This is a genomic window from Sphingomonas sp. Leaf198 (genome assembly GCF_001424005.1).
Lineage (GTDB): Bacteria > Pseudomonadota > Alphaproteobacteria > Sphingomonadales > Sphingomonadaceae > Sphingomonas.
The window spans coordinates 246,549-270,785 of sequence record NZ_LMPX01000003.1; the positions used below are offsets into that span (position 1 = coordinate 246,549).

The following is a 24,237-nucleotide window of genomic DNA, read 5'->3' on the forward strand; positions in this document are numbered from 1 at the left end:
TTCGCTACTGCGGCGCAAGCGTTGCCCATATCCAGGACGAACCAAGGAAGTTTCTCGATGCGTATTCGCCTGATGCTCGCCGCTACCCTCGTCATGTCGGCTTTGTCCGTCACCGCGGCACCCGCGTTCGCGCAAGGCCAGTCGGAGGGATACAAGTTCCTGTCCGCGGTCCGCGATGCGAAGAACAACGACGTGCTCGAGATGCTCGGCAGGCCCGGCAGCAACATCATCAACACGCGCGACGTGACGAGCGGGGAGGGCGCGCTCCACATCGTCATCAAGCGCAGCGACGAGGTGTATCTGCGCTTCCTGCTGCAAAAGGGGGCTGATGCGAATTTGCGCGACGGGAAGGGCAACACGCCGCTGCTGCTCGCGGTGACGCTGGGGCAGACGGGCATGATCCCGATCCTGACCGCGGCGGGCGCGAATCCGAACTTGGCCAATTCGGCTGGCGAGACTCCGCTGATCCGTGCGGTGCAGCGGCGTGACGTGGCGATGATCCGGGTTTTGCTGACCGAGGGGGCCGATCCGGACCAGGCGGATATCATCGCCGGGATGTCGGCGCGCGCCTATGCCAAGCAGGATGGACGCAACCCGATCGTAAGCAAGCTGCTGGAAGACGCGCCGAAAAAGGTGCGCAAGGCCGTGTCAGGCCCGAAGTTCTAAACCTGAATAGTGGCGGCCAACGCCGCCGAAACCACGACGCGCCCCCCTCCCTGGAAGGGAGGGGTCGGGAGTGGGTCGGCCAGCTTGTGACGCAACCGCTACACGATGCGGAAACCGACCCACCCCCAGCCCCTCCCTTCCAGGGAGGGGAGCTGCCAAGCTACTAAAACGCCAACCCGTCCGCATCCGGGTCCATCTGCGCAATCAGCCGACGCGCGGCGCGCCGCGCAAACGCGAGCGTGCCCCGCTTGCGGATATGCGCGGGTAGGGGGGTGGTGTGCGCCTCGCGGACGATCGCCGCGTCGTAGCGGTCCGCGACGATGATCCCGGTGCGCTCGGGCAGGAACGTAGGCCCATGCAGCGGCCCGACATCGAACCCCGCCGGCACCGCCCAGAAATACCGATCGCAATGCCCCAGGTAATCGGGCCACTTACCGTCGCCGAGCAGGTCGGCACGCGACACCTTGATCTCGACGATCACGATCTGCCCACGCGCGTCGACCGCCATAAGGTCGGCCCGACGACCGCCGTCGAGCGGGACTTCGGTCATGGCGGTGAGGTCGTGACGCAGCAACATCCGGATTACGCCGCGCGCTACGTCGGCGGCGCACAGCGTCGAATCTTGGGGGGATCCGGGTTTGTCGATGCAGGAGTCCGGCGGCATATCGAGCATGCCCCGGAAATAGAACAATCCGCGAACGAGGCAAGCTCATTCGCGGATTGTGATCGTGGTGTGGGGAAAAGCGACTGGCGAAATCGCCGTCCACCTGTCCCGTTCGTCCCGCGCCAAGTCGAAACACCTAGCCTGGAACACACCCTTCGACTTCGCTCAGGGCGAACGGAAGGGGTAGGGGGAAACGGAAAGAAGGGCTCAGGGTAGACGCTGACCCGAAACGCCCGCTGGATCTCAGCGGTAGAAGACGTGATTGCCGATCGAGGCGACCTTGACCGCGCGGACCGAAGGGCGACGGTCGGGGGTGTTGAAATACAGCGCCTTGTCGGCGGGGCTGTTCCATGCGCTGGCGAGCGCGACCTTGGCGACCGCGATCGCGGTACGATAGGCGGTGCCGGCGTTGATGGACGGGATTTCGCCGCCACGAACGAAGCTGAACTGGCCGCGCTGCTTGACGACGCCGCAGACGTCGGCGGGGAAACGACCCGACTTGGCGCGATTGATGATGACTTCGGCGACCGCGAGCTGGCCGGTCAGCGGCTCGCCCTTCGATTCGAAATAGATCGCACCGGCGAGGCACTGGAGCGCGTCGCTGGCGGCGGCGCTATCCTGCGCGGCAACGGCCTGGGCGAGCGTATCGAATTCTTCGGCTTCGGACTTCGCCGTGTCCATGGCAGGCTCAACGCTATTCTGCTCAACGGGTGCAACCGGGGTTGCGGCTGGAGCGATCTGCGGAACATTCTGCGGGGAGAGGACGTTTAGATTTGCGAGAGCGGTGAGGTTAACCGCTGGACGGTCGATGCCAGTAGCATGACCCGGTGCGCTGTTGCCAAGCAGGCCCGCAAGAGAAAATGTCATGACTGCGATCGTTGCAGCCCGCTGAAGAATCGTCATTCAAACTTGTTCAGATGCGGTTGGACCACGGAACCAATCGTACGAGCCGATCGTCCGGGCATCCCCCCGACTGCGTAACTGATCCGGATCGCACCCGTCCCAGCACAACGCCAATCAATGTTGCAATCCCCCTCTATTGGGGGGGCTTTCGAGTCAATCGTCGAGGATCGTTTCAGCGGCGAAGCGTTCCGCCGCTGCGATGTCCACCTCGATTACCCATAGATCCGGGTCGCTTGCGCGCCTGCGTTGCCAATAGCCGTCAAGGTTTTCGGCCGGAGTCGAGTCGATCAGCGCGGTCCGTCCGTCGGGTCCGATGCCGCGTTCGAGCAGGCGAGGCGGGGCGCCCTTGTCGATCGCAATGACGAGGATCGCGCCGCCTTGCGGGTCGCCTTTCGCCATCACAGCGCCGAAGCCGCCGGCGTCGTTGACGCGCCGCAGCAGCGCGCTGACGAGGATTCCGCTGGAGAGACGGCCACTCATGCTGCGCTGCGGTATCCGGGCAGTCCGGCGAGCGCGATCCGCGAGCGCATGAAGGTGCCGGTGCCTCTTGCCGCCTCTTCGCCGTCGGCATCGATCAGGCGCGCGTCCGCGACGAATACACGTCGCTTGCCGCTGATCCAGCGTCCCTCGGCGATCACCGGGCCGACCTTCAGCGGTCGCGTGAGCAGCAGGTTGAACGCGGTGGTGAGCAGGAAACGGTCGGTAACGAGGCTGTTGCAGGCGTAGAACGCGGCGTCGTCGAGCATCTTGAAATAGCTCGTACCGTGCGCGGCGCCGCCCGCGTGGTAATGGCGCTCGTCGATCGTGAAATGGATGCGTGCGACGCCGGCTTCGGGAATTTCCAGCGAGGAGTCGAAGAACCGGTTGATCGGCGCTTGGGCGTAGAGCGACTCCAGCGCGCGGAAATGGGCGTCTGCGCCTGCTGTGTTCCCGGCGTCAGACATCTGTTTCGCTCGTGGCCAGCCCACTACAGTCATCCTGACGAAAGTCAGGACCCAGAGCCACGGAGGGCTGTCCTTTGGTACCCTGGGTCCTGACTTTCGTCAGGATGACGGGGTGATGTGCGAAGGCCTTACGCGGCATCGCGGACCTCGTCGGCGGTGAACAGCGCGTAGATCGCGTCGGGCGAACCGCCGCCGCGCAGTTTCTCGAGGAACGCCTTGTCGCGCAAGCGTCGTGATACGCGGGCTAGGGCCTTCAGGTGGACGGCACCGGCATCGGTGGGAGAGAGCAGCATGAAGACCAGATCGACGGGGAGATCGTCGACCGCCTGGAAATCGACCGGTTGCGCGAGCCGGGCGAAGACACCGGTGACCTGCGCAAGGCCTTCGAGCTTGGCATGCGGGATCGCGACGCCGCCGCCGAACCCGGTCGAGCCGAGCTTCTCGCGCGCCGCCAGCCGGTCGGCGATCATCTTGGGGTCGGCGTCGAGTATCTCCGACGCGGTCGTGGCGAGATGCTGGAACACCGCCTTCTTGTTGGTGGCGATGACGCCCGTCTGCACTGCGTCGGGACGCAGCAAATCGCTGAAATCGGTCATGGTGTTCAATGTCTCAAGCGCCCCCGCGCGCGTCCGCCTTAGCGGGTTGCGCGGAGGCGTAAAGGCGCGGCCTTGAGACCCGCGCCTTTATGGACCCTTCTTTACTGGGGGGGGGAGGCCGCCGCGCGCTGTGGCTCGACCCAACCGATCGTGCCGTCGCCGCGCTTGTACACCATGTTGTGCGCGCCGGTTCCCGCATTCATGAAGAGCAACGCCGCGGTGTTGCGCAGATCGAGCATCATCACCGCGTCGGACACGCTGGCCTCGGGGATGTCGACGCGAGTCTCGGCGATGATCAGCGGTGCATCCGCGACATCGTCTTCCTCGATGCTTTCCTGGAACAACGTGTAGCCGGCATTGTCGTAGCCGTTGCTCTCGGCGATCGCGACCGCTTCGCCGGCGTGGCGATCCTTCAGGCGGCGCATGTAACGGCGGAGCTGAGTCTCGATCTTGGCGGCGGCACCATCAAAGGCGGCGCGCGCGTCATAGGCGTCGCCGTGACCCTTGATCACGAGGCCCTTCATTACATGCGCAACGATGTCGCATTTGAAGCCGGCGTCGTGCGGGCCCTTGCCGAACGTGACTTCCGCCGAGATGGCGCGCGAGAAATACTTGTCGGCGATACCCTGGAGTCGGTCTTCCACGTGGCTGTTGAGTGCTTCGCCAGTGTCAACCTGATGACCAGAAATCCGGATATCCATTGTCGTCTCCTTGTCGGCGTTACAGTCTTCGGGCGGTCCTATTGGCTCCACCCTGCCAGCGTCATCCGGACGCCACGGCCCCCCAGATCGGATCCTTGATCCCCTTCATAAACGCAGCATGGGCCGCAAGGTCTCCCTCGCTCACCGCGAAAACGCGGGCAGGGCGAACGACCCGAGGCGCCTGTGCGACGATCGGAGTCGCGGCGGTGCTGCCGGTATCGCCGAGCAGGCCGAGGCCGATCTGGCGACCGCCCATCAGCTCGACATAGACCTGCGCGAGCAACTGCGCGTCGAGCAGCGCGCCGTGCAGGACGCGGTGGCTGCGATCGATCCCGAACCGCGAGCAGAGCGCGTCGAGCGAATGCTTGGCGCCGGGGTGACGGCTGCGCGCGATCTGCAGCGTGTCGACCATCCGCTTCATGTGGACGATCTGGCGCCCGCACTTGGTCAGCTCGCCGTTGAGGAACGAGAAGTCGAAGCCGGCATTGTGCGCGATCATCGGCGCGTCGCCGACGAATTCGAGCAGGTCCTCGACCGCGTCGGCGAACTTCGGCTTGTCGGAGAGGAACTGCGCGCTCAGCCCGTGGACGTTGAACGCCTCGACCGGCATGTCGCGTTCGGGATGGTAATAGGCGTGGAAGGTGCGGCCTGTCTCGACCCGGTTGAGCATCTCGACGCAGCCGATTTCGACGATGCGGTCGCCGCCAGAAAAACTGAGCCCGGTGGTTTCGGTATCGAAGACGATCTCACGCATCCCGATGGTATCGGCTCAGATTTCGAAGGATGCAAGCACCGCCCGGACTTGCGCGCGCGTTGCGTCGAAGCTGGTGTCGGTGTGGATGACGTGATCCGCGCGGGCGCGTTTTTCCGCGTCGGGGGTCTGGCGGGCGAGGATCGCGGCGAACTTCTCCGCAGTCACGCCGGGGCGGGCGAGGACGCGGGCGCGCTGGACGTCGGGGGCGGCGGAGACGACGACGATCACGTCGACGTTGCGGTCGCCGCCGGTCTCGAACAGCAGGGGGACGTCGAAGACGACTCGCTTTCCCGTGTGCTTGGCGAGGAAGGCGGCGCGTTCTTCGCCGACGGCGGGGTGGACGATCGCTTCGAGCCGCTTGATCGCGGCGTCATCGCCGAACACCGCCGCGCCGAGTTTCGTTCGGTCGACCGCGCCGTTGGCGGTGGTTCCGGGGAACGCGGTTTCGATCGTGGCTACTAGTCGACCGCCGATGCCTTGCAAGCGGTGGACGGTGGCGTCGGCGTCGAACACGGGAACGCCTTCATCAGCGAACATCGCGGCGACGGCCGACTTGCCCATGCCGATCGAGCCGGTGAGGCCGATTATCATTTTGTCAGCAATGCGCGGAGTTCGTCGTCGCGATCGCGCGGTGGTTCCACGTGGAACAATATCTCGAATGCGACGGCGGCTTGGCCGATCAACATCTCCAGGCCGTCCACGGTTTCCAGATCGCGTGCGCGTGCCGCTTTCAAGAGACCGGTTTCGAGCGGGGAATAGACGATGTCGTAGACCAGCGAGTCCGGTTCGAGCGCGCCGAGATTGATGTCAAGCGGTGGCTGACCGGCCATGCCGAGTACGCTGGCGTTGACGAGCAGTCTCGAGGGCGGGGCGGCGGGGCCGATCGGGAGCGCTTGACCCTTGAGGCCGAACGTCGACAGCAATGCCGCGCCCTTCAGCGGATTACGATTGAGGATGGTGACGGGGCCGACCCCAATTCGCGACAGGGCGAACAGGATCGCGCGGGCGGCACCGCCTGCGCCGATCACCGTGACGGGCTGGCCGGCGATATCGAGGTCGTCGATCGGGGCCCAGAACCCGGCGGCGTCGGTGTTGGTGCCGATGCAGTCGCCAGCCTGGTTGCGGAACACGGTGTTGATCGCGCCAATCGTCCCGCGGACGTTGCCGGGATCGGAGACATGGTCGAGCGCGGCGAGCTTGTGCGGCATCGTGATGTTGCACCCGCGCCACGCCGGGTCGGCCTTTCGCTCGGCGAAGTAAGCGGGGAGGGCGTCGGCGGTAACGAGCTTGTGGCGGTATTCCGCGTCGATCCCGAGCGCGTCTAGCCAGAAGCCGTGGATCAAGGGTGATTTCGACTGTGCGATCGGATCGCCGATCACTTCTGCATAGGGACGGGTCATTCGAGGCTCCGTGTTTCCCCGCGGAGGCGGGGATCCAGTCTGGGCACCCGCCTTCGCGGGTGAACAAGGTTTAGTCTAGCGTGCGCGGATTGCCACGCGCGACGGTGCATTCAATCCTCCCCCGCAAGGGGGAGGTGTCGCCGAAGGTGACGGAGGGGGAGGATACGAACCGAAGTTCCGCCTGCCTCCCCCTTCGTCTGGCAAGAGCCAGCCACCTCCCCCTGACGGGGGAGGATTGTTTTAAATCAGACCGGCAGCTCGCCGCGCGCGCGGAGGAAGTCGAGGACGTTGAGTAGCGGCATGCCGAGTACCGTGAACTGGCTGCCTTCGATTTTGGCAAACAGCTGCGCGCCGGGGCCCTCGATGTGGTAGCAGCCGACGCAGCCCGAGATCGCCGGCCATTCCGCATCGAGATACGTCTCGATGAACGCGTCGGACAGCGGGCGGACGTGCATCTTCGCGCGCTCGACGTGACGCCAGATCGCCTGGCCGTTCTCGGCGATGACCGCGGCGCTCCACAGGTCGTGGCGTTTGCCGGACATAAGTCGCAGATGCGCCGCCGCGTCGGCACGGTCGACGGGCTTGTCGAGGATGATGCCGTCTTCCAGCGCGACCAGCGAGTCACTGCCGAGGACGAGATAGCCCGGCATCCGCGCGGATACCTTGAGCGCCTTCAGTTCGGCCAGTGCATCGGCAAGATCGCGCGGCGACAGGTCGCGCAGCGCCGCCTTCGCCGCATCCTCGTCGACGCCGGCAAAGGTCGCCTCGAACGGCACGCCGGCGGCGGTCAGCATCGCGCGACGCGAGGCGCTTTGCGAGGCGAGGATCAGGCTCATAACTCGATCTTAGCGACGTCGTCGCTCCGCCGCTGGTTACACAGCGCGATGATCGCGGCCGCGGTTTCCTCGATCGAGCGGCGGGTGACGTCGATCACCGGCCAGCCATTGTCGGCGAACATCCGCCGCGCGAAGGCGAGTTCGCGCATCACCGCTTCCTCCTCGACATACGACGTGTCGGGCTGCTGGTTGAGCGACAGCAGGCGATTGCGGCGGACCTGGATCAGGCGGTCGGCGCTGGTCGTGAGGCCGACAATCAGTGGGTTGGTAAGCTTGTAGAGATTCAGCGGCGGTGGGCTTTCGACCACGATCGGAATGTTGGCGGTCTTGTAGCCACGGTTGGCGAGGTAGATCGAGGTCGGCGTTTTCGACGAACGCGACACGCCCGCGAGGACGATATCGGCCTCCTCCCATTCTTCCGATGCGATCCCGTCGTCGTGCGCGATCGTCCACTGGATGGCATCGACACGGGCGAAATACGCGGCATCGAGCACGTGCTGGCGTCCCGGCCGCGCCTTCGCCTGCTGCCCGAGCAACCCGGAAAGCGCGTCATTCACCGGGTCGAGCGGCGCCACCGCGGGCAGGCCGAGCGCGAGGCATCGTTGCTCCAAAATCCGCCGGGTCGCGGGGTTCACCAGCGTGAACACGACCAGTCCCGGGTTCTGCGCGATCTCCTGTAGGATGCGTTCGAGATGCGCCTCGGTCCGCACCATCGGCCAGAAATGGCGGACCGTCTCGACGTCGTCATATTGCGCCAGCGCCGCCTTCGCGATGTTCTCCAGCGTCTCGCCGGTCGAATCCGACAGCAGATGAAGGTGGAGCCGCATCATCGGCGTTTTATCCCCAACGGGCGGGCCTCTGGGCGTGAATCTGTGGATAACATGGGGAGAACGGCTAGCGTAACTCGTCCGTCCCGCCAAGCGACGGGTGTGCCGTGGATAACACCGATTCTATCCACACCGCCGCGCACAGGGCCGGATTTTATCCACAGGCTGTGGGTAACGGGGAGCCTTGAATCGAATCAGCGCGTTTGTGGCGGTGCGCGAGGGTCAAGCTGTTGGCAATTCGGGGATCACCGCATAAGTCCCGGGTTCAACCGCCCAACCACTGCAACAACCTATTTCTAGAATCTTCTTATAGTAGAAGAAGGGTGCTCCGCTGACCGATCCGACCCCCAACTCGCCTCCCATCAAGCCTCTCATGGCGACTCTTCGCGGGGAGCGTCAGGCCGTGCCGCCGCTGTGGCTCATGCGGCAGGCGGGGCGGTATCTCCCCGAATATCGCGAACTGCGCGCGGAGAAGGGCGGCTTCCTCGCCCTCGCGACCGATCCCGACGCCGCAGCCGAAGTCACGCTCCAGCCGATCCGCCGGTTCGGGTTCGACGGATCTATCCTGTTCTCAGACATCCTGATGATCCCGTGGGCGCTCGGACAGGATTTGAGCTTCGGGGTCGGCGAGGGGCCACGGCTCGAGCCGGCGCTGGTTGACCATGCGCTTGATCGGTTGCAACCGGTCATGGGACGGCTGGAGCCGGTCTACGGCACCGTTGCAAAGGTCGCTGCGGCATTGCCACCCGAGACGACGTTCCTGGGCTTTGCGGGGTCTCCCTGGACTGTCGCGACCTATATGGTGGCGGGGAAGGGCAGCAAGGATCAGTCCGAGACGCGCCGCTTTGCGTATCGAGACCCGGAGGCGTTTGGCGCGATTATCGACGCGATCGCTGATAACACCGTCGAGTATCTCGCGCGGCAGATCGAAGCGGGCGTAGACGTGGTCCAGCTGTTCGACAGCTGGTCGGGCTCGCTCTCGCCCGCACAGTTCGAGCGCTGGGTGATCGCGCCGACCGCGTCGATCGTCGAGCGGCTTCACACGCGTTGCCCCGGCGTGCCGATCATCGGCTTTCCGAAGGGGGCTGGGGGCAAGCTTCCGGCTTACGCGCGTGAGACGGGCGTCGATGCGATCGGGCTGGACGAGACCGTCGATCCGGTCTGGGCGCATGCGTCGTTGCCTGCTGATATGCCCGTACAAGGCAATCTCGATCCGCTGGCGCTGATCGCGGGCGGGGCGGATCTCGATGCGGCGATCGACCGGATCCTCGCGGCGTTCGTCGAGCGCCCGCACGTCTTCAACCTCGGCCACGGCATCCTTCCCGACACGCCCATCGCGCATGTCGAGCAGCTGATCGCCCGCGTAAGGAGCACGACATGAGCGGTTTTCTCGGGGCGGCCTATGATTGGGTGAAGGCCGCGCATCTGATCTTCGTGATCTTCTGGATGGCGGGGCTGTTCATGCTGCCGCGCTATCTGGTGTATCACCAGGAGGCGCTGGCGGCGGGCAACACGACCGAGGCGGCGAACTGGGTCGAGCGTGAGAGCAAGATCCGCCACATCATCCTGACGCCGGCGATGATCGTCGTCTGGGTGTTGGGGATCGCGCTGGCGCTGAACCTCGGGCTGGCGGACGGTGCGCCGGGGCTGGGGTGGCTGCACTTGAAGCTGCTGATCGTATTTCTGCTGACGGGATATCACGGCTGGGCGGTCGGCTATGCGAAGAAGCTCGCCGCGGGGAAGCCGACGCTGGCGGGGAAGCAGTTGCGGATGCTCAATGAGGTGCCTGCGCTGGCGGTGACGCTGATCGTCGTGCTGGTGATCGTGAAGCCGTTCTAACCACCACGTCATCCTGGACTTGATCCAGGATCTAGAGCGGCGGACGATATTGCTTGTGGCTCTGGATCCTGGGTCGAGCCCAGGATGACGGCTAGGGCGGCGGTCCCGTCCCCGCTTGACTAACCCGCCCCCCAATTCTAACCCCTTCTCCCAACACGGCCTCCTGGCGTCCTGCCCGGTCGTGTCTTGCCAGACTCGTCTCGCCCAGTTCCGCTTCCCAAGCGCACCGCCGACCGAGCGTTCTCCCGTTGATTGCTATCCGGAAATCCCCATGCATCTCAAAGACCTGAAGAAGAAGAAACCTGCCGAGCTGGTCCAGCTGGCCGAAGAACTGGGGGTCGAGAGCGCCTCGACGCTGCGCAAGCAGGACCTGCTGTTCGCGATCCTGAAGGTGCAAGCCGACAATGGCGACCAGATCATGGGGCTCGGCACGATCGAAGTGCTGCCCGACGGCTTCGGCTTCCTGCGCTCGCCGGAATCGAACTATCTCGCCGGCCCGGACGACATCTACATCTCGCCGAACCAGGTGCGGAAGTTCGGCCTGCGTACCGGCGACACGGTCGAGGGCGAGATCCGCGGGCCGAAGGATGGCGAGCGCTATTTCTCGCTGGTGAAGCTGACCGCGGTCAATTTCGACGATCCCGACGTCGTCCGCCACCGCGTCAATTTCGACAACCTCACGCCGCTCTACCCCGAGAGCAAGCTGACGCTCGATCCCGCCGACCCGACCGTCAAGGACAAGTCGGCGCGGGTGATCGACATCGTCTCGCCGCAGGGCAAGGGCCAGCGCACGCTGATCGTCGCCCCGCCGCGCGTCGGCAAGACCGTCATGTTGCAGAACATGGCCAAGGCGATCACCGACAACCATCCCGAGGTGTTCCTGATCGTCCTGCTGATCGACGAGCGCCCCGAGGAAGTCACCGACATGCAACGCAGCGTGAAGGGCGAGGTGGTCAGCTCGACCTTCGACGAACCCGCACAGCGCCACGTGCAGGTCGCTGAAATGGTGATCGAAAAGGCCAAGCGCCTGGTCGAGCACAAGAAGGACGTGGTGATCCTGCTCGACTCGATCACGCGTCTGGGTCGTGCCTACAACACCGTCGTGCCGTCGTCGGGCAAGGTCCTGACCGGTGGTGTCGACGCGAACGCGCTGCAGCGTCCGAAGCGCTTCTTTGGTGCTGCGCGCAACATCGAGGAGGGCGGTTCGCTCTCGATCATCGCAACCGCGCTGATCGATACGGGCAGCCGCATGGACGAGGTGATCTTCGAGGAGTTCAAGGGCACCGGCAACTCGGAAATCGTGCTCGATCGCAAGGTCGCGGACAAGCGCATCTTCCCGGCGCTCGACGTCGGCAAGTCGGGTACCCGCAAGGAAGAGCTGCTGGTCGACAAGGCCAAGCTCAGCAAGATGTGGGTCCTGCGCCGCATCCTGATGCAGATGGGCACGATCGACGCGATGGAGTTCCTGCTCGACAAGATGAAGGATTCGAAGACCAACGAGAATTTCTTCGATTCTATGAATCAGTGATCGAATGCGGCCCGCTGCACGCTGCAGCGGGACTCGCATCGATCCGGCCGGCGGGGCAAGGCCCCGACCGACGACATGGGCTTTGCCCATGTCCGGCCAAGCAGACCAAGACGGCACGCGAGAGCATGGCTTTCGCGTGCCGTTTCGCTATTAAACGCCCTATAATCCGTCACCATCGCTCGCCGCTGGTGACCCACGTCACCGGGAGCTGACATCTTGAGTATCATCGCCATGCTGGCCGCCGCCGCATCGAGCACCGCGGGCCCCGGCTCGCCGCTGGAAATCTGGCAGCACATCGTCGCAGACTTCTCCAACCTCGGCGACCCGAAGGCCTTGGCCGCATTCGGATCGGTCCTGATGATCGACCTCGTCCTCGCGGGCGACAACGCGATCGTCGTCGGCGCACTCGCTGCCGGACTGCCGACCGACCAGCGCAAGAAGGTCATCCTGATCGGCATCGGCGCGGCGCTGGTGCTGCGCATCTTCTTCGCGCTGATCGTGACGTGGCTGATGGGCATCGTCGGGCTGATCTTCGCGGGTGGCCTGTTGCTGCTCTGGGTGAGCTGGAAGTTCTGGCGCGAAATCCGCGAAGGCGCAGAGAACGCGGGTTCCGAGGAAATTGAGGGCGATGAGCGCTCGGGTATCCGCTCCTCGAAGGGCTTTGCGAGCGCGGCCTGGGCCGTCGCTGTCGCCGACGTCTCGATGAGCCTCGACAACGTCCTGGCGGTTGCCGGCGCGGCGCGTGAGCATCCGGGCATCCTGGTCATCGGCCTGCTGCTGTCGGTCGCGATGATGGGGCTGGCGGCGAACTACATCGCGCGCGTCATCAACAAGTATCGCTGGATCGCCTATATCGGCCTCGCGGTGATCCTCGTGGTCGCGGTGAAGATGATCTACGAGGGCTGGGTCGGCACCGGCGATACGCTGGGGATCATCACGCTGCTGCGCTGATCGCGGGGGCAGTTGGGATAAGATAAGGCCTCGCCGGATCATCCGGCGAGGCCCTTTTCATGTCTCCGTCCATACCTCGTCATGCCGGGCTCGTTCCGGCATCCACTGTTCCGCAGACTCGGTAGTCGTGAGTGCGCGGGACCGTGGACCCCGGAACTAGTCCGGGGTGACGGAGGCAGGGTTTAGGCGAGGTTCTCCTCGAAGAACTTGGCCGTACGCTCGTCCGCCAGCTTGGCTGACGCATCCGAACGCCGCTCGCCGAACTCGGTCGCGAAGCCGTGGTCCTCGCCGGCGTAATCGTAGATCGTCACCTTGGGGTGATCGTCGAGCCCGGCATGCATCGCTGCCTGCGCAGCCTTGTCGACGAAGTGATCCTCCTCCGGCACGTGCAGCAGCACCGGGTGTGCGATCGCGTGCTTCTCCCCCAGCAGGCCGTCGATCCCGACGCCGTAATAACCAACGCTTGCATCGACATCGGTCCGTGCCGCGGTCATGAACGCCAGGCGCCCGCCCAGGCAGTAGCCGACCACGCCGACCTTGGCGTTCCCAGAATCATTGGCACCGAGCTCGCTGCGGACGGCGCGGATGCTCGCTTCAATATCGGCGATACCCTTGTCCTGGTCGAACTGGCCCATCAGTTCGAGTGCGCGGTCGAACTCGGGCTTGATGTCCGGATCGAGCTCGATGCCGGGCTCCAGTCGCCAGAACAGGTCGGGGGCGATTGCGAGATAGCCGGCCTCGGCGAGCGTATCGCACTTGCGGCGGATTCCGGCGTTCACGCCGAAGATCTCCTGGATCACGACGATCGCGGCCTTTGGCGTGCCTGCCGGCGTCGCGCGATACGCGGTGAATTCGCCATCGCTCGTGAGCGTGGCGATCTTGCTAGTGTTCGTCATAACAGTCCTCCTTGCGGCCGCTCGTGGTCGAGCAGCCGGGATTTGGTGATCGGGCCTTCCCCCGCGGAGTACGCACCAAGCGCTCCGCCGGCTCCAAGGATTCGGTGGCAGGGGACGATGATCGGAAAAGGATTGCGCGCGCACGCCTAGCCGATGGCGCGCGGGCTGGAGCCGATCGCTTTCGCGAGCGCGCCGTAGCTCGCCGTCGTGCCGTAGGCGATGTCGACGATCGCCTGGCGAAGGTCGGCACCGCGCGGGATAGGGGAGAGCGCGAGGGGAAGGTCGAACACGGCCAGCCGTCCGGCGAAATACGCTTCCAGTTGGCGGAGTGCTTCGAGGATCGCGGGGGCGTCGCTGGTCGAACCACTCTCTACGCCGATATCGATCGCGTCGATCCGGTCCCCGGTGCCGGTCACGCGGACCAGACCGATAGGCGTTGCGATCGAGGCGGCATCGCGCGCATACATTCCCCCGCTATGCAGCGCCGCGATGGACCGCTCAAGCGTCATCGAGGGTGCGTCACATGAAGATGAATATCGAGATCGAATGCACCCCCGAGGAAGCACGGCGCGCGGTCGGGCTGCCCGATCTGACGCCGATCCACGACCGCTATATCGCGATGATGATGGAGGCCATTCCGGACGGCCAGATGAAGCCCGAGATGCTCGAATCGATGATGCGCGGGTGGCAACCGATGGGCGAGGCGGGCATGGCGATGTGGAAGCGGCTGTTCGACAGCGCGACGAAAAGCGGCTGAGTTTCCCGTGAAGACGATTTTCGCGGTATCGAGCGGACGGCCGCCCGCGGCGATTGCCGTGGTTCGGGCGAGCGGGCCCCAGGCGTTTGCCGCGGCCGAGGCGTTGGCGGGACCATTGCCGGCGCCGCGCCATGCCAGCCTCCGGGGACTGCGGGACAGCGATGGGGCGTTGCTCGACCGTGCGCTGGTGATCGTGTTTCCGGGACCGACTACGGCGACTGGCGAAGACCTGGTCGAGTTTCATTGCCACGGTGGTCGCGCAGTGATCGCGGCGGTCGAGCGTGCTTTGTCGGTAATGTCCGGCCTACGTCATGCCGAGCCGGGGGAGTTCACGCGTCGCGCGCTGACCAATGGCCGCATCGACCTGACCGAGGCGGAGGGGCTCGCCGATCTTCTCGAAGCCGAGACCGAGAGCCAGCGCGTCGCTGCGATGACGGCGGCCGAGGGGCGGGTGAGTCAGGCTGTTCGCGGCTGGATGGACACGGTCGCGATGCTGTCCGCGCGGGTCGAGGCTATGCTGGACTTTGCCGACGAGGACGATGTGGCGAGCGATACTGCCGCGTTCGACGCGATCGTCTCGGAGATCGATACGCTAGCTGCTGAGATCGAGGCGGTGGTCGACGCCCCCCCGGTCGAGCGGCTCAAGGACGGCCTGCGCGTCGTCATTGGCGGTCCGCCCAACAGCGGCAAGTCGACGTTGCTCAACCTGCTCGGCGAGCGCGATGCGGCGATCGTCTCGCCGATCTCGGGAACCACGCGCGACCGGATCGATGTGCCGGTGACGCGGGACGGTATCGCCTATGTGCTGACCGATACCGCGGGTTTGATCGACACGCTCGACCCGATCGAGGCGATCGGCGTCACGCGTGCGGAAGGTGCGCTCGCCGCGGCGGACATCGTGATGTGGCTGGCCGATACCGTGCCGCCCCGTGCGGATGCGATCTGGATTCATGCGCGCGCCGATCTGCCGGGCCGGGGGGAACTGCCCTCCGGTCGGACATTGTCGGTGGCGCAAAACGACCGCGGATCACTCGATGCGCTGTGGGGTGAACTGAATCGGCGAGCGATTGCTATGCTGCCGCGTGGCGATGAGATCGCATTGAAGCAGCATCAGCGCCGGCAATGCGCTGCGGCGGTCGAGGCTCTTCGGTATCAAAGCTCGGACGCGCTTATCGTCGCCGAGCATCTACGCCAAGCCCGCGCAATCCTCGCCGGCGTCCTCGGCCTCGATACCACCGGGGAAATGCTCGACGCGCTGTTCGGACGATTCTGTATCGGGAAGTGATGTTCCACGTGGAACATCTTTGACGCGTCGGTCGCGGCGTTCTACGGCCGTGACATGTTCGATGTAGTGGTGGTTGGCGGTGGCCATGCCGGAACCGAAGCCGCAGCCGCGGCGGCGCGGAGGGGCGCGCGTACCGCGCTCGTGTCGTTCGACGCTGCGCATATTGGCGCGATGTCGTGCAATCCGGCGATAGGCGGGCTCGGTAAGGGGCACATGGTTCGCGAGGTCGATGCGTTCGACGGGCTGATCGGTCGCGCTGCCGACGCTGCCGCGATCCATTATCGGATGCTCAATCGCAGCAAGGGTTCGGCGGTGCAGGGGCCTCGAGTCCAGGCCGATCGGCGTCTCTATTCCGGTGCGATCCAAGCGATGCTTGCGGCCACGGCAGGGCTGTCGATCGTCGAAGGCGAGGCGACGGCGTTGCATTTTGACGGCGATCGCGTGGCGGGTGTCGTGCTGGCGGATGGCGCGATCGTGGCGGCACGAGCGGTCGTGCTGGCGACCGGCACGTTCCTGGGAGGACGTATTTTCCGGGGTGACGATCGCGAGGAAGGGGGCCGGATCGGCGAGCGTGCGGCCAAGCCACTTGCCGATCAGTTGCGTGCGCGGGACTTGCCGATGGCGCGACTGAAGACGGGGACGCCCCCGCGGCTCGACGGTCGGACGATCGACTGGGGTGCGCTCGCCGAACAGCCGTCGGACCTCGATCCGTGGACGATGTCGCCGATGACCCGTGCTCGTCCATTGCCCCAGATCGCCTGTGCCATCACGCGGACGACCGATCGGACGCATGCGATCATCCGCGAGGCGTTCCACCGGTCGCCGCTGTTCACCGGTGCGATCGAGGCGGCGGGGCCGCGTTACTGTCCGTCGATCGAGGACAAAGTGCATCGGTTTGGCGACCGCGATGGGCATCAGGTTTTCCTCGAACCCGAGGGCCTCGATGACGCGACGGTATATCCGAACGGGCTGTCGACGTCGCTGCCGGTCGAGGTCCAGGCGGCGATGCTCGCCAGCATTCCGGGGCTCGAGCGCGTGACGATGACGATGCCGGGTTATGCGGTCGAGTATGATTATATCGACCCGCGTGCGCTCGATACGCGGCTTGCGCTGGGTGCGATCGAGGGGGTGTTCTGCGCGGGGCAGATCAACGGCACGACCGGGTACGAGGAAGCGGCGGGGCAGGGTCTGGTCGCAGGACTCAACGCGGCGGCATATGCGTGCGATCTGGCTCCGGTGATACTTGATCGCGCGTCGAGTTATCTTGGGGTGATGATCGACGACCTGACGCTGCAGGGTGTGACCGAGCCGTATCGGATGCTGACGGCACGGGCGGAGTTCCGGCTGTCGTTGCGTGCGGACAATGCCGAGACGCGGCTGGGCGGGATTGCGGAGGCCGCTGGGTGTCTTGGACTTGAGCGGTTGGCGCATCAACACGCGCTGGCCGAGGACCGTGCTCGTTTCCGGTCGGCACTCGACTGCGAGCGGACTGCGACCCATGTGGCCGATCAAGGTGTTGCGATCGGTCGGGATGGCGCGCGGCGGACTGCGTTCGATTGGCTCCGGTTTGAGGGGGTCAAGCTCGCGCATGTCGCGCCGGACGCCGCGGCGGGGACCCCGGCGGCAGTCGTTGACGAAGTGTTAGAGGACGCGCGCTACGCCCCGTATATCGAGCGGCAGGCGCAGGAGGTCGCGCGGTTGCGGGCGGACGAGGCGATCCGTTTGCCGGAGGACCTTGCCTATGACCGCGTGCCTGGTCTTTCGAACGAGATGATCGATCGCCTGAGTGCTGCGCGGCCGACCTCGCTGGCGGCGGCGGCGAGGGTGCGGGGGATCACCCCGGCGGCTTTGTCCGCGGTATTATTGCATACGAAACGAGTGCCAGCATGACCGAAGACGATGCACAGAGCTGGACGACCGAACGGTTCGGCGCAGAGGCGACCGAGCGCTTGAACGCGTTCGTGGCGATGGTCGTCGAGGAAGCGCCGCACCAGAATTTGATCGCGCCGTCGACGATCCCGACGATCTGGGATCGGCATGTGGTCGACTCGCTCCAGCTCGTCGCGCTTGCAGGGGTGGATACGTCGGCGAAGCGCTGGCTTGATATCGGCACCGGCGGGGGGTTTCCCGGTATGGTCGTTGCGCTGGTTCGCGAGGGTCCGGTCGATCTGGTCGAGCCCCGGCGCCGTCGTGCGGACTTCCTTCAGCTGTGTGTCGCTCGGCTTGGCCTTGGCGAACAGGTCCGCGTTCATGCTTCGAAGGTGGAGAATGCGACCGCGGACGCGTCGATCATTTCCGCTCGTGCGGTTGCGTCGTTGCAAAACCTTTTGCGTGGCGCGGCGCACTGCGCCACAACGGAGACGCGATGGTTGCTTCCTCGGGGGCGTTTCGACGAGGAGGAGCTGGCCGCGCTCAAGCAGCATTGGCGGTTTATGTTCCACGTGGAACAAAGCGTCACGAACCCGGAGTCGTCGATCGTGGTTCTGGATCGGGTAAGCGCGCGATGATCACCATCGCGGTCGCCAATCAAAAGGGCGGGGTGGGCAAGACCACCAGCGCCATCAACCTTGCGACCGCGCTCGCGGCGACGGGGATGCGCGTGCTGCTGGTCGATCTCGATCCGCAGGGCAACGCGTCGACCGGGCTCGGCATCGGCCATTCGCAGCGCGAGCGGTCGAGCTACGACGTGCTGGTCGGCGAGACGTCGATCGAGGAAGCGGTGGTGCACACGCGCGTGCCGCGGCTCGATATCGTCCCGGCGACGGTAGACCTGTCCGGCGCCGAGATCGAACTGGTCGATTTCGACGCGCGCACGCACCGGCTCGATCGTGCGGTGAAGGCGGCGCAGGGGCCGTGGGATATCGCGCTGATCGATTGTCCGCCGTCGCTGGGGCTGCTGACGATCAATGCGATGGTCGCGGCGGACTCGCTGCTGGTGCCGCTGCAATGCGAGTTTTTCGCGCTCGAGGGGTTGTCGCAGTTGTTGAGTACGGTCGAGCGGATCCGCCAGCGGTTCAACCCTGGGCTGTCGATCCTGGGGGTCGCGCTGACGATGTTCGATCGGCGTAACCGGTTGACCGACCAGGTCTCGGCGGATGTCCGCGCGGTGCTCGGCAAGGTCGTGTTCGAGACGGTGATCCCGCGCAACGTGCGGCTGTCGGAGGCGCCGAGCCACGGGTTGCCCGCTCTTATCTACGATCATCGCTGCTCGGGGTCGCAGGCGTATATCGCGCTCGCGCGTGAGTTGATCGGCCGGCTTCCCGCTACCGCGCAGGCTGCGGCATGAGCGAGAACAAGCGCGGGCGTCCGGGGTTGGGCAGGGGCCTCAACGCACTGCTCGGCGAAATGGCGCGCGAGACGCCGGTGTCGGCCGATGGGGCCTCAGCGCCGCAATCGTCGGGCGTTCGGATGCTGCCGGTCAGTTCGCTGTCGCCGCACCCCGATCAGCCGCGCCGGCATTTCGACGAGGCGATGCTCGACGAGTTGGCGGCGTCGATCGCGTCGCGTGGGTTGATCCAGCCGATCGTGGTGCGGCCGCACGGGCATGATTTCCAGATCGTCGCCGGCGAGCGGCGCTGGCGGGCGGCGCAGCGCGCGCGGCTGCACGAGGTGCCGGTCGTCGTTCGTGATTTCGACGATGCCGAGACGCTCGAGATTGCGCTGATCGAGAATATCCAGCGCGAGGATCTCAACGCGATCGAAGAGGCTCAGGCGTATCAGCGGCTGGCGGGCGAGTATGGGCATACGCAGGAGGTGCTCGCCAAGATCGTCCACAAGTCGCGCAGTCATGTGGCTAATCTGCTGCGGCTGCTCGAATTGCCGGCGCAGGTGCAGTCGCAGGTGGTCGATGGATCGTTGTCGATGGGGCATGCTCGGGCGTTGCTGGGGTCGCCGGATGTGGAGTCGCTCGCAGACCAGGTCGTGTCGCGTGGGCTGTCGGTGCGCGAAACCGAGAAGCTGGCGCGTGATGCGAAGCCCGGGCGGAGTCGTGGCGGCGGCGGGTCGTCCGAGCCTCGGGTGCCGGATGCGGATATCGCGGCGTTGGAGCGGCAGTTGGCGGATCTGCTCGGGTTGCAGGTGAAGGTGGCGCATACCGAGACTGGGGGGACGTTGACGTTGAATTACTCGACGCTCGACCAGCTCGATATGGTTTGCCAGCGGTTGACGGGTGGGGCGATTTAGGTCGCCGGCCTGATCCAATCGCACGCCGCCCGTTGGTGCTGAGCAAAGTCGAAGCACCTGCGTCCCGGACCATCCTTCGACTTCGCTCAGGACGAACGGGGGATAGGAGGGGGTGGAGGGTGAAGGGAGGACCAATACTCTCCGTCATCCCGGCGGAAGCCGGGACCCACGGTTGCGGTCCGCTTCGTTAGTGATCGCACCCTGTCCATGGGTCCCGGCGTGCGCCGGGATGACGGAAGGTAGGGGGCGGGAAGCGGGAAGCGGAGGCGGACGCAGACGCGATTGCGGTTGCGCGTTAGTTTCGCCGTGCGATCGCTTGGGATAGCGCCACTACGGCCGCCTCCGCCACAACCCCGCCAGCATTCCCCGACGCCATGATCGCGCGCTCGGCGGTTCGGACGCGTTGGATCGCCGTCGCGAGCATTACCGGTGACCAGCGGCGTAGCGACCTAGCCGTGCTGGCCTCTTCCTTGAAGAATACGCGGTGGCGTTTCATCACGGCGTCGACCGCTTCGCCGCGGTCGATTTCGCCGCGCATGTCGGCGAGCGCGATCAGGCGGCGGACGAGTTGGCGAAGCCACGGTATCGGCGACGTGCCGGCTTCTTCGAGCACGGCGAGTTCGGCGCCTAGATCGTCGACCCGGCCTTCAATGACGGCATCGATCGCACGGCTCATTTCGGCATCGCCGAGGTCTGCACCGACGGCATCGAGCGCGTGGTGATCGAGGTCCGCGGGTCGGTCGGGCGCGGCGTCTAGGTACAGCGCGAGCTTTTCGATCTCTCGCGAAATGACGGCGCGGTCGCCGCCGGTCGTGTCGACGAGGCGGCGGGCGACGCCGGGGGCGGGGCGGAGGCCGTTCTCGTTGGCGATCGTCGTCGCGAGGCGTTCGGCGTCCTGCGCGGTCGGGGCGTAGCAGGCGAACGCCATCGCGCGCGGAGAGTCGATCGCGAGCTTGACGATCTTGGCGGTGGATTTGACGGTGGGGGCGATCGCGACGACCGGGTTGCCGACGCGCTCGGCCGCGAGGAGATTGGTGAAGGCTTCGAGGCTTTCCTCGCCGGCCGACGCGACGCGGACGAACCGGGCACCCGCGAACAGCGATAGCGACGCGGCTTCGTCGGTCAGCCGGCCGGGGTCGCTTTTCAGCGTCGAGCCGTCGAGATCGACGCGTTCGGCATCCGCGCCCATCGCCTTGGCGAGTACGCGGGCGAGGTCGCTTGCGCCGGCCTCGTCGGGGCCGTGGAGCAGGTACAGGCGGATGTCGCCGCCCGGTTTGGCCAGCGCACCGCGGATCTGGCCTGCGCTGGCCTTCACTTGGCGGGCGTAGTGGCCTGCGCCGCGGCGACCGCCGGCGTGTTGCGTGCGTACAGCGCGACACGCGCAACGATCTGGTCGGCGACGATCTGCGACAGGCGTTCGAGGGCGGTGTTCTCGGCCGCGATCGTCGCATATTCGGAGCGGACGACGTCGATGCCGGCGTCGGAGCCCGCGGTCGCGTCGAGCAACACCGAATTGTCGCCGATCCGCACGAGCTGATAGCGCGCGCGCAACGTGCGACGTTCGCGCGAGACGCTGTCGTCGGTGCGGACGCCGAGGCCGCTGATCGCGTCGTCGAGGCGGATGTCGATCCGGTAGAGCGCGGGTGCACCGTTCGAGGGCAGGCGGTCGCGCAGCGCGGTGGCCATCAGCCAGCCGTTCTTGCCCGCGATCGGTGCGATCTCGACCTGGCCGAGCGCGCCCGCGACCGGACCGCTGCTGCCGCCGGCATAGAGCGGGTGCAGGCCGCAGCCGGACAGCGCGGGGGCCAGCGCCAGCGCGCCGAGGATCGCTAGGCGCTTCATGCGACGATGTTCACGAGACGGTCGGGCACGACGATCACTTTCCGGGGCGGCTTACCCTCGAGCAGGCGGACGATCTTTTCGGAGGCGAGCGCGGCGGCTTCGACCTCGTCCTTCGGCGCGCCCTTGGGGAAGACGAGCGTGTCGCGCAGCTTGCCGTTGACCTGCACCGCGATCGTGACCTCGTCGTCGACCAACATCGCCGGATCGACGATCGGCCAGGCGGCGTCGGCGATCAGGCCGTCGTTTCCCGCGGTCGCCCAGGCTTCCTCGGCGACGTGCGGGACCATCGGGCTCACGAGCAGCAGCAGCGTGCGGATCGCCTGCTCGCGGTCTGCGGAGGGCGCGGCCTTCTCGATCGCGCTGCACAGGGAGTAGAGCCGTGCGACGGCCTTGTTGAACTGCAAGGCGTTGATATCGCTCTCGATACCGACGGTCGTGCGGTGGCAGAGTTTACGCAGGGCGATGTCGTCGCCCTCGGCCTTGGCTGCGTCGTCGGACTCGATCAGGCGCCAGAGACGCTGAACGAACCGCCACGCGCCTTCGATGCCGGATTCGCTCCAGGGGAGATCGCGTTCGGGCGGCGAGTCGGAGAGCACGAACCAGCGCACCGCGTCGGCGCCATACTGGTCGACGATCGGCTCGGGATCGACGGTGTTCTTCTTCGACTTCGACATCTTCGTCACGCGACCGACCGTCACGGGGCCGCCGGTCGCGATCTCGATATACCCCGTATCGGTCTTGCGGACCTCATCGGGAGACAGCCACTTCGTCTTCATGGGCGCGTCGCTCGAATCGTCGTCGTCGGTGTCGACCTCCGGCTGCACGTCGCCGGCGTCGCCTCGGCTATACGTCTCGTGCGTGACCATGCCTTGCGTGAACAGCCCGGCGAACGGCTCGGCGATGTCGAGCATGCCGATATGCTTCAGCGCGCGCGTCCAGAAGCGCGCGTAGAGCAGATGCAGGATCGCGTGCTCGACGCCGCCGATATACTGGTTGACCGGCAGCCACTTTTCCGCGCCCGTCCGGTCGAACGGCTTGGCGTCCGGCTGGCTGGCGAAGCGGATGAAATACCACGACGAATCGACGAACGTGTCGAGCGTATCGGTCTCGCGCCGCGCGTTCGCACCGCAGGACGGGCAGGGGACGTGCTTCCAGGTCGGATGGCGATCGAGCGGGTTGCCGGGGATGTCGAACGAGACGTCCTCGGGCAGCACGATCGGCAGCTGATCCTTGGGCACCGGCACTGCGCCGCATGCGTCGCAGTGGATGATCGGGATCGGCGTGCCCCAGTAGCGCTGGCGGCTGACACCCCAGTCGCGCAGGCGGAACACGGTCGTGCCCTTGCCCCAGCCGTCGCCCTCGGCGCGTTCGATCACGACGCGCTTGGCGTCCTCGATGTCCATGCCGTCGAGGAAGTGCGAGTTCACGATCGTGCCGGCGCCAGTCCAGGCTGTGTCGCCGACGAACACGGGCGCGTCGTCATCGCCTTCGCTGACGACGCGCTTGACGGGCAGGTCGTATTTGCGCGCGAAATCGAGATCGCGCTGGTCGTGCGCGGGGACGCCGAACACCGCGCCGGTGCCGTATTCCATAAGCACGAAGTTGGCGATGTAGACCGGGAGGTGCCACGACTTGTCGAGCGGATGCACCGCGCGGATGCCGGTGTCGAAGCCGAGCTTTTCCTGCGTATCGAGTTCCGCCGCGGTGGTGCCGCCGCGCTTGCAGAGTTCGATGAAGGCCGCGGCGTCGGGGTTCGTCTCGGCGATGGCGCGCGCGATCGGGTGATCGGCGGCGACCGCGACGAAGCTGGAGCCGAACATCGTGTCGGGACGGGTCGTGAAGACCTCGACGCTATCTATTCCCCTTCCGCCTGCGGGAGGGGAGGCATCCTCGGACGCTGCCGCGTTCGTGTCAGGCCCTCCCCCGACCCCTCCCGCGAGCGGAGCAGTGAGGTCGAACTTAAACTGCAAGCCCTGGCTGCGGCCGATCCAGTTCTCCTGCATCAGCTTGACCTTGTCGGGCCAATGCTCGAGCGCGCCCAACCCGTCGACCAGCTCGTCGGCGAAGTCGGTGATCTTGAGGAACCACTGCGACAGCTTGCGCCGCTCGACCAGCGCGCCCGAGCGCCAGCCGCGACCGTCGATCACCTGCTCGTTGGCGAGCACGGTCATGTCGACCGGATCCCAGTTGACCGCCGATTCCTTGCGGTAGACCAAGCCCGCCGCGAACAGGTCGAGGAACAGCGCCTGCTCATGCCCGTAATAGTCGGGCTCGCACGTCGCCAGCTCGCGCGTCCAGTCGAGCGCGAAACCCAGCCGCTTCAGCTGCGCCTTCATCGTCGCGATGTTGGCGCGCGTCCAATTGCCCGGGTGCACGCCCTTTTCCATCGCCGCGTTCTCGGCGGGCATGCCGAACGCGTCCCAGCCCATCGGATGGAGCACTTCCATGCCCTTCATCCGACGGAACCGCGCCAGCACGTCGCCCATCGTGTAGTTCCGGACATGCCCCATGTGGATGCGCCCCGACGGATAGGGGAACATCTCGAGCACGTACGAGCGCGGCTTGGTCGACAGGTCGTCCGCGGCGAACGTCTTGCGCTCGTCCCAGACCTTCTGCCACGCCGCGTCCGCCTTCAACGCATTGAAACGCGACGCCATTATATTAGT

Annotated in this window: 27 protein-coding genes and 1 pseudogene; 11 read left to right on the plus strand and 17 right to left on the minus strand. The window is 65.8% G+C overall.

Going from position 1 to position 24,237, the window contains the following annotated elements; all coding sequences use genetic code 11:
- Positions 1-57 precede the first annotated feature (57 nt).
- Entirely contained in the window at positions 58-666 is a 609-nt protein-coding gene (locus ASG20_RS13735; protein ID WP_231420587.1) for an ankyrin repeat domain-containing protein, read from the plus strand.
- Between the two features lie 163 nt (positions 667-829).
- Here ASG20_RS13735 and ASG20_RS13740 read toward each other — a convergent pair whose 3' ends face one another.
- The 11 genes from ASG20_RS13740 to ASG20_RS13790 all read right to left on the minus strand — a co-directional run bounded on the left by ASG20_RS13740 (position 830) and on the right by ASG20_RS13790 (position 8,294).
- Positions 830-1,339 carry an MmcB family DNA repair protein gene (locus ASG20_RS13740; RefSeq protein WP_056054767.1) on the minus strand — a complete coding sequence of 170 codons (510 nt, stop codon included), beginning with the start codon at positions 1,337-1,339 and terminating at the stop codon, positions 830-832.
- 234 nt (positions 1,340-1,573) lie between these two features.
- A complete protein-coding gene (locus ASG20_RS13745) occupies positions 1,574-2,011 on the minus strand; it encodes a cell wall hydrolase (protein ID WP_231420586.1) in 438 nt (145 codons plus the stop codon).
- 375 nt (positions 2,012-2,386) lie between these two features.
- A complete protein-coding gene (locus ASG20_RS13750; protein ID WP_056053788.1) occupies positions 2,387-2,713 on the minus strand; it encodes a DUF1491 family protein in 327 nt (108 codons plus the stop codon).
- Positions 2,710-3,177, minus strand: coding sequence for a PaaI family thioesterase (locus ASG20_RS13755; protein ID WP_056053791.1), 468 nt, complete (start codon positions 3,175-3,177; stop codon positions 2,710-2,712). Before ASG20_RS13755 ends, ASG20_RS13750 begins: the two co-directional genes overlap by 4 nt.
- 128 nt (positions 3,178-3,305) lie before the next feature.
- Positions 3,306-3,773: a PTS sugar transporter subunit IIA gene (locus ASG20_RS13760; RefSeq protein WP_056053794.1), complete on the minus strand. Its 468-nt coding sequence runs from the start codon at positions 3,771-3,773 to the stop codon at positions 3,306-3,308.
- 101 nt (positions 3,774-3,874) lie between these two features.
- Positions 3,875-4,474 carry a ribosome hibernation-promoting factor, HPF/YfiA family gene (gene hpf, locus ASG20_RS13765; RefSeq protein WP_056053797.1) on the minus strand — a complete coding sequence of 200 codons (600 nt, stop codon included), beginning with the start codon at positions 4,472-4,474 and terminating at the stop codon, positions 3,875-3,877.
- 61 nt (positions 4,475-4,535) lie between these two features.
- Positions 4,536-5,228, minus strand: a complete 693-nt coding sequence (gene dnaQ / locus ASG20_RS13770) for a DNA polymerase III subunit epsilon (RefSeq protein ID WP_056053800.1) — start codon at positions 5,226-5,228, stop codon at positions 4,536-4,538.
- Positions 5,229-5,243: 15 nt separating this feature from the next.
- On the minus strand, positions 5,244-5,819 hold the full coding sequence (gene coaE, locus ASG20_RS13775; protein ID WP_056053803.1) for a dephospho-CoA kinase: 576 nt from the start codon (positions 5,817-5,819) through the stop codon (positions 5,244-5,246).
- The gene (locus ASG20_RS13780) at positions 5,816-6,628 is read right to left on the minus strand and encodes a shikimate dehydrogenase family protein (protein ID WP_056053806.1); all 813 of its coding nucleotides are present in this window, start codon (positions 6,626-6,628) and stop codon (positions 5,816-5,818) included. The genes coaE and ASG20_RS13780 overlap by 4 nt, the downstream gene beginning before the upstream one ends.
- Before the next feature lie 245 nt (positions 6,629-6,873).
- Positions 6,874-7,464 carry a Maf family protein gene (locus ASG20_RS13785; RefSeq protein ID WP_082470976.1) on the minus strand — a complete coding sequence of 197 codons (591 nt, stop codon included), beginning with the start codon at positions 7,462-7,464 and terminating at the stop codon, positions 6,874-6,876.
- Positions 7,461-8,294, minus strand: a complete 834-nt coding sequence (locus ASG20_RS13790) for a pyruvate, water dikinase regulatory protein (protein WP_056053809.1) — start codon at positions 8,292-8,294, stop codon at positions 7,461-7,463. The genes ASG20_RS13785 and ASG20_RS13790 overlap by 4 nt, the downstream gene beginning before the upstream one ends.
- 370 nt (positions 8,295-8,664) lie before the next feature.
- Here ASG20_RS13790 and hemE point away from each other — a divergent pair, with 370 nt between their 5' ends.
- From hemE to ASG20_RS13810, 4 genes are all read left to right on the plus strand, one after another.
- Positions 8,665-9,672, plus strand: a complete 1,008-nt coding sequence (gene hemE, locus ASG20_RS13795) for a uroporphyrinogen decarboxylase (RefSeq protein WP_056053812.1) — start codon at positions 8,665-8,667, stop codon at positions 9,670-9,672.
- Positions 9,669-10,130, plus strand: coding sequence for a CopD family protein (locus tag ASG20_RS13800; protein WP_056053815.1), 462 nt, complete (start codon positions 9,669-9,671; stop codon positions 10,128-10,130). Before hemE ends, ASG20_RS13800 begins: the two co-directional genes overlap by 4 nt.
- A gap of 271 nt (positions 10,131-10,401) precedes the next feature.
- Entirely contained in the window at positions 10,402-11,658 is a 1,257-nt protein-coding gene (gene rho, locus ASG20_RS13805) for a transcription termination factor Rho (protein WP_031395107.1), read from the plus strand.
- 231 nt (positions 11,659-11,889) lie between these two features.
- On the plus strand, positions 11,890-12,609 hold the full coding sequence (locus ASG20_RS13810) for a TerC family protein (RefSeq protein WP_201780732.1): 720 nt from the start codon (positions 11,890-11,892) through the stop codon (positions 12,607-12,609).
- Positions 12,610-12,791: 182 nt separating this feature from the next.
- Here the strand turns inward: ASG20_RS13810 and ASG20_RS13815 are convergent, their stop codons facing one another.
- The 3 genes and pseudogenes from ASG20_RS13815 to ASG20_RS20105 all read right to left on the minus strand — a co-directional run bounded on the left by ASG20_RS13815 (position 12,792) and on the right by ASG20_RS20105 (position 14,014).
- A complete protein-coding gene (locus ASG20_RS13815) occupies positions 12,792-13,505 on the minus strand; it encodes a dienelactone hydrolase family protein (RefSeq protein WP_056053818.1) in 714 nt (237 codons plus the stop codon).
- A pseudogene (locus tag ASG20_RS20100) lies at positions 13,502-13,639 on the minus strand (MGMT family protein); the annotation flags it as partial. The gene ASG20_RS13815 and the pseudogene ASG20_RS20100, both read right to left, overlap by 4 nt.
- A gap of 12 nt (positions 13,640-13,651) precedes the next feature.
- Positions 13,652-14,014: a methylated-DNA--[protein]-cysteine S-methyltransferase gene (locus tag ASG20_RS20105; protein ID WP_330218681.1), complete on the minus strand. Its 363-nt coding sequence runs from the start codon at positions 14,012-14,014 to the stop codon at positions 13,652-13,654.
- A gap of 14 nt (positions 14,015-14,028) precedes the next feature.
- Between ASG20_RS20105 and ASG20_RS13825 the strand changes: the two genes are divergently transcribed.
- Genes ASG20_RS13825 through ASG20_RS13850 form a run of 6 tightly spaced genes read left to right on the plus strand, consistent with a single transcriptional unit; the run spans position 14,029 to position 19,729 of the window.
- Positions 14,029-14,262, plus strand: a complete 234-nt coding sequence (locus ASG20_RS13825; protein ID WP_056053820.1) for a DUF6489 family protein — start codon at positions 14,029-14,031, stop codon at positions 14,260-14,262.
- 7 nt (positions 14,263-14,269) lie between these two features.
- Positions 14,270-15,547 carry a tRNA uridine-5-carboxymethylaminomethyl(34) synthesis GTPase MnmE gene (mnmE, locus tag ASG20_RS13830; RefSeq protein WP_056053823.1) on the plus strand — a complete coding sequence of 426 codons (1,278 nt, stop codon included), beginning with the start codon at positions 14,270-14,272 and terminating at the stop codon, positions 15,545-15,547.
- Between the two features lie 54 nt (positions 15,548-15,601).
- Positions 15,602-17,437 (plus strand): tRNA uridine-5-carboxymethylaminomethyl(34) synthesis enzyme MnmG, encoded by a 1,836-nt coding sequence (mnmG, locus tag ASG20_RS13835; RefSeq protein ID WP_056053826.1) that lies wholly within the window; start codon positions 15,602-15,604, stop codon positions 17,435-17,437.
- Complete coding sequence (gene rsmG / locus ASG20_RS13840) at positions 17,434-18,054, plus strand: 16S rRNA (guanine(527)-N(7))-methyltransferase RsmG (RefSeq protein WP_056053829.1); 621 nt, start codon at positions 17,434-17,436, stop codon at positions 18,052-18,054. The genes mnmG and rsmG overlap by 4 nt, the downstream gene beginning before the upstream one ends.
- Complete coding sequence (locus tag ASG20_RS13845; protein ID WP_055874932.1) at positions 18,051-18,833, plus strand: ParA family protein; 783 nt, start codon at positions 18,051-18,053, stop codon at positions 18,831-18,833. Before rsmG ends, ASG20_RS13845 begins: the two co-directional genes overlap by 4 nt.
- Entirely contained in the window at positions 18,830-19,729 is a 900-nt protein-coding gene (locus ASG20_RS13850; RefSeq protein ID WP_056053832.1) for a ParB/RepB/Spo0J family partition protein, read from the plus strand. The genes ASG20_RS13845 and ASG20_RS13850 overlap by 4 nt, the downstream gene beginning before the upstream one ends.
- 295 nt (positions 19,730-20,024) lie before the next feature.
- Here ASG20_RS13850 and holA read toward each other — a convergent pair whose 3' ends face one another.
- From holA to leuS, 3 genes are read right to left on the minus strand one after another with little or no spacing between them, the layout of a single operon-like run.
- Positions 20,025-21,044, minus strand: coding sequence for a DNA polymerase III subunit delta (holA, locus tag ASG20_RS13855; RefSeq protein WP_056053835.1), 1,020 nt, complete (start codon positions 21,042-21,044; stop codon positions 20,025-20,027).
- Positions 21,041-21,571: an LPS assembly lipoprotein LptE gene (gene lptE / locus ASG20_RS13860; RefSeq protein WP_056053836.1), complete on the minus strand. Its 531-nt coding sequence runs from the start codon at positions 21,569-21,571 to the stop codon at positions 21,041-21,043. The genes holA and lptE overlap by 4 nt, the downstream gene beginning before the upstream one ends.
- Positions 21,568-24,228, minus strand: a complete 2,661-nt coding sequence (gene leuS / locus ASG20_RS13865; protein WP_056053839.1) for a leucine--tRNA ligase — start codon at positions 24,226-24,228, stop codon at positions 21,568-21,570. Before leuS ends, lptE begins: the two co-directional genes overlap by 4 nt.
- Positions 24,229-24,237 lie beyond the last annotated feature (9 nt).

Excerpts from the sequence above, each read along its gene's own strand:
- ASG20_RS13735 (WP_231420587.1), top strand. The coding sequence starts at position 58 with ATGCGTATTCGCCTGATGCTCGCCGCTACCCTCGTCATGTCGGCTTTG.
- ASG20_RS13740 (WP_056054767.1), bottom strand. The coding sequence starts at position 1,339 with ATGCTCGATATGCCGCCGGACTCCTGCATCGACAAACCCGGATCCCCC.
- ASG20_RS13745 (WP_231420586.1), bottom strand. The coding sequence starts at position 2,011 with ATGGACACGGCGAAGTCCGAAGCCGAAGAATTCGATACGCTCGCCCAG.
- ASG20_RS13750 (WP_056053788.1), bottom strand. The coding sequence starts at position 2,713 with ATGAGTGGCCGTCTCTCCAGCGGAATCCTCGTCAGCGCGCTGCTGCGG.
- ASG20_RS13755 (WP_056053791.1), bottom strand. The coding sequence starts at position 3,177 with ATGTCTGACGCCGGGAACACAGCAGGCGCAGACGCCCATTTCCGCGCG.
- ASG20_RS13760 (WP_056053794.1), bottom strand. The coding sequence starts at position 3,773 with ATGACCGATTTCAGCGATTTGCTGCGTCCCGACGCAGTGCAGACGGGC.
- hpf (WP_056053797.1), bottom strand. The coding sequence starts at position 4,474 with ATGGATATCCGGATTTCTGGTCATCAGGTTGACACTGGCGAAGCACTC.
- dnaQ (WP_056053800.1), bottom strand. The coding sequence starts at position 5,228 with ATGCGTGAGATCGTCTTCGATACCGAAACCACCGGGCTCAGTTTTTCT.
- coaE (WP_056053803.1), bottom strand. The coding sequence starts at position 5,819 with ATGATAATCGGCCTCACCGGCTCGATCGGCATGGGCAAGTCGGCCGTC.
- ASG20_RS13780 (WP_056053806.1), bottom strand. The coding sequence starts at position 6,628 with ATGACCCGTCCCTATGCAGAAGTGATCGGCGATCCGATCGCACAGTCG.
- ASG20_RS13785 (WP_082470976.1), bottom strand. The coding sequence starts at position 7,464 with ATGAGCCTGATCCTCGCCTCGCAAAGCGCCTCGCGTCGCGCGATGCTG.
- ASG20_RS13790 (WP_056053809.1), bottom strand. The coding sequence starts at position 8,294 with ATGATGCGGCTCCACCTTCATCTGCTGTCGGATTCGACCGGCGAGACG.
- hemE (WP_056053812.1), top strand. The coding sequence starts at position 8,665 with ATGGCGACTCTTCGCGGGGAGCGTCAGGCCGTGCCGCCGCTGTGGCTC.
- ASG20_RS13800 (WP_056053815.1), top strand. The coding sequence starts at position 9,669 with ATGAGCGGTTTTCTCGGGGCGGCCTATGATTGGGTGAAGGCCGCGCAT.
- rho (WP_031395107.1), top strand. The coding sequence starts at position 10,402 with ATGCATCTCAAAGACCTGAAGAAGAAGAAACCTGCCGAGCTGGTCCAG.
- ASG20_RS13810 (WP_201780732.1), top strand. The coding sequence starts at position 11,890 with ATGCTGGCCGCCGCCGCATCGAGCACCGCGGGCCCCGGCTCGCCGCTG.
- ASG20_RS13815 (WP_056053818.1), bottom strand. The coding sequence starts at position 13,505 with ATGACGAACACTAGCAAGATCGCCACGCTCACGAGCGATGGCGAATTC.
- ASG20_RS20105 (WP_330218681.1), bottom strand. The coding sequence starts at position 14,014 with ATGACGCTTGAGCGGTCCATCGCGGCGCTGCATAGCGGGGGAATGTAT.
- ASG20_RS13825 (WP_056053820.1), top strand. The coding sequence starts at position 14,029 with ATGAAGATGAATATCGAGATCGAATGCACCCCCGAGGAAGCACGGCGC.
- mnmG (WP_056053826.1), top strand. The coding sequence starts at position 15,602 with ATGTTCGATGTAGTGGTGGTTGGCGGTGGCCATGCCGGAACCGAAGCC.
- rsmG (WP_056053829.1), top strand. The coding sequence starts at position 17,434 with ATGACCGAAGACGATGCACAGAGCTGGACGACCGAACGGTTCGGCGCA.
- ASG20_RS13845 (WP_055874932.1), top strand. The coding sequence starts at position 18,051 with ATGATCACCATCGCGGTCGCCAATCAAAAGGGCGGGGTGGGCAAGACC.
- ASG20_RS13850 (WP_056053832.1), top strand. The coding sequence starts at position 18,830 with ATGAGCGAGAACAAGCGCGGGCGTCCGGGGTTGGGCAGGGGCCTCAAC.
- lptE (WP_056053836.1), bottom strand. The coding sequence starts at position 21,571 with ATGAAGCGCCTAGCGATCCTCGGCGCGCTGGCGCTGGCCCCCGCGCTG.
- leuS (WP_056053839.1), bottom strand. The coding sequence starts at position 24,228 with ATGGCGTCGCGTTTCAATGCGTTGAAGGCGGACGCGGCGTGGCAGAAG.